This window comes from Bradyrhizobium sp. ORS 375 (assembly GCF_000239775.1).
Taxonomy (GTDB): domain Bacteria; phylum Pseudomonadota; class Alphaproteobacteria; order Rhizobiales; family Xanthobacteraceae; genus Bradyrhizobium.
In genome coordinates, this window is sequence record NZ_CAFI01000275.1 from 1 (window position 1) to 3,254 (window position 3,254).

At 65.6% G+C, this 3,254-nt stretch carries 1 protein-coding gene and 1 pseudogene; both read left to right on the forward strand.

Annotated elements, in window-relative coordinates:
• Positions 1-344: pseudogene (locus BRAO375_RS20025) on the forward strand (DNA polymerase Y family protein); the annotation flags it as partial.
• A gap of 319 nt (positions 345-663) precedes the next feature.
• The coding region (locus BRAO375_RS20030) for an error-prone DNA polymerase (protein WP_035641398.1) at positions 664-3,254 on the forward strand (2,591 nt) is incomplete at its 3' end.

Genomic DNA, 3,254 nt, shown 5'->3' on the forward strand with positions numbered 1-3,254 from the left:
GGCCCGAGCGCACCGACGGCGAGCCGCCGCTGCGTCCCTTGCGGCTGTTCGCGCGTCCCGAGGCCATCCAGGTGATCGCCGGCGTTCCCGACGGCCCGCCCGCCCGCTTCGTCTGGCGCCGCGCCGCGCATGCGGTCGTGCGCGCCGAAGGCCCGGAACGCATCGCCATGGAATGGTGGCGCCCCGACGGCCAGGGCCTGACGCGCGACTATTTCCGTGTCGAAGACGAACACGGCCTGCGCTTCTGGCTATACCGCGACGGCCTGTATGATCGCGAGTTCGAGCAGCCGCCGAACGGCCCGCCGGTTCAGCCCCTCTGGTACATGCATGGCCTGTTCGCATGAGGGGCAGGGTGGTCCTACGGCAAGCGCGCTGCTCACCCTCCCCTGGGGGGGGAGGGTCGGCTCGCATGCGCGCATGCGAGCCGGGGTGGGGTGACAGACCATCCGCGCACGCGGTGCCGATTGGAGCGGAGACGCTTGTCGTTACGATGAGTCCACGCCATGACCACCGCTTGCTGGGCTCACCCCACCCCGCCGCGCGCTGTGCGCGCGTCGACCCTCCCCCTCCAGGGGAGGGTGGGCAACTGTGCAAGCCGCTTGGTGAGTGGCTGTCTTTCGCATCGCATGGGCATTGCGCCGCCCTAATCTCCGTGGCCGCGCCATGACTCCCATCCCCTATGCCGAGATCGGCGTCACCACCAATTTCTCTTTCCTGCACGGCGGCTCGCATCCGCAGGCCTATGTGCACCAGGCCGCCGATGATGGCCTCGTCGCCATCGGCATCGCCGACCACAACACGCTCGCCGGCATCGTGCGCGCCTATAGCGAGCTGAACAACGACCGTCTGAGCTACAGGCCGAAGCTGCTCTACGGCGCACGGCTCGTCTTCACCTGCGGCACGCCAGACATCCTGGTCTATCCGCGCGACCGCGCGGCTTACGGCCGGCTGTGCCAGTTGCTCACCCGCGGCAAGCGCGGCAGCGATGCCGACAAGGTCGCCAAGGGCGATTGCCGTCTGACCTTCGCAGACCTGTTCGATTTCATCGACGGCCAGCTCCTGGTTCTGATGCCGCCGCATCGCTTCGACGAGGACGCCCTCGGCAACATCCTTGCTCGTCTGAAAGACAGCCCCGCCGAAGGCGTGTGGCTCGCCGGCAGCCTGCTGTACCGCGGCGACGACCGCCGTCGGCTGGCGCGGCTGGCGCGTCTCGCGGCCTCGGCCAAGGTGCCGCTGATCGCCACCAACGACGTGCTGTATCACCATCCGCAGCAGCGCATGCTGCAGGACGTGCTGACCTGCATCCGCGAAAAGGCCTCGATCGAGAGCATCGGCCGAAGGCTCCAGGCCAATGCCGAGCGCCATCTCAAGCCGGGCCATGAGATGGCACGGCTGTTCCGCGATCATCCCGATGCGATTGCCGAGACCCTGCGCTTCACCGACCGCATCAGCTTCTCGCTCGACCAGCTCAAATACCAATATCCCGACGAGCCGGTGCCGCCCGGCAAGACCGCGCAGGGCCATCTGGAGGACCTGACCTGGGCAGGCGCAAAGACCTATTTTGGCGACCATCTGGACGACAGGCTACGCGCCGTCCTCAACAAGGAGCTGGCGCTGATCGCCGAACTCAACTACGCGCATTATTTCCTCACCGTCCACGACATCGTGCGCTACGCGCGCAGCCAGGGCATCCTGTGCCAGGGCCGCGGCTCCGCGGCGAATTCGGCCGTGTGCTACGTGCTCGGCATCACCTCGGTCGATCCGACCAAGATCGATTTGCTGTTCGAGCGCTTCATCTCCAAGGAGCGGCTGGAGCCACCGGATATCGACGTCGATTTCGAGCATTCGCGGCGCGAGGAGGTGATGCAATATGTCTATCGCCGCTATGGCCGCCACCGCGCGGCGATCATCGCCACCGTCATCCATTATCGCCCGCGCAGCGCCATCCGCGACGTCGGCAAGGCGCTGGGCCTGACCGAGGACGTCACCTCCGTGCTCGCCGATACCGTGTGGGGCAGCTGGGGCGACGGCCTGTCCGACATGCAGGTGCGCCAGGCCGGGCTCGATCCCCAAAATCCGATGATCCGCCGCGCCGTGGAGCTCGCCTCGGAGCTGATCACCTTTCCGCGCCATCTGTCGCAGCATGTCGGCGGCTACGTGCTGACGCAGGACCGGCTCGACAGCTACGTGCCGATCGGCAACGCCGCGATGGACGACCGCACCTTCATCGAATGGGACAAGGACGACGTCGACGCGCTCAGCATGATGAAGGTCGACGTGCTCGCGCTGGGCATGCTGACCTGCATCCGCAAGAGTTTCGACCTGATCGCCGACCACAAGGGCAGGCGCTACGTGCTCTCCGACATCAAGTCGGAGGACGACAACGAAGTCTATCAGATGCTGCAGCGGGGCGAGTCGCTCGGCGTGTTCCAGGTCGAGAGCCGGGCGCAGATGAACATGCTGCCGCGGCTCAAGCCGCGCACCTTCTACGATCTCGTCATCGAGGTCGCGATCGTCCGGCCCGGTCCGATCCAGGGAGACATGGTGCATCCATACTTGCGCCGTCGCAACAAGCTGGAGAAGGTGACATACCCTTCGCCATCGCCTGATCATGGCCCGGCGGATGAACTCTACAAGGTCCTGCATAAGACGCTCGGCGTGCCCTTGTTCCAGGAGCAGGCGATGCGGATCGCGATCGAGGCCGCAAAGTTCTCGCCGGAGGAGGCGAACGGCCTGCGCCGCGCCATGGCGACGTTCCGCAACGTCGGCACCATCGGCTCCTACGAGGAGAAGATGGTCTCGAACATGATCGCGCGCGGCTATGATCCGGCCTTCGCCAAGAGCTGTTTCGACCAGATCAAGGGCTTTGGCTCTTACGGCTTTCCGGAAAGCCATGCCGCGAGCTTCGCGCAGCTCGTCTATGTCTCGTCCTGGCTGAAATACTTTCATCCGGATGCGTTCTGCTGTGCGCTGTTGAACTCGCAGCCGATGGGCTTCTATGCGCCGGCGCAGATCGTCGGCGATGCCCGCAAGAACGGCGTCGAGATCCGCGACATCGACGTGTCCCACAGCTTCGCCGACAACACGCTGGAGGAGACGAATGGGAAGTATTGCGCCGTCCGCCTCGGCTTCCGCCAGATCGACGGCTTCCGCTGGATCGACCGCGACGAGGAGCGGATAAAGAAGTTGTCGGAGGCGGTGCGGAGGGAGGCGAGGGCTGTTGCTCCACGTTCCTCGCCAGCCATCCCCTCGGT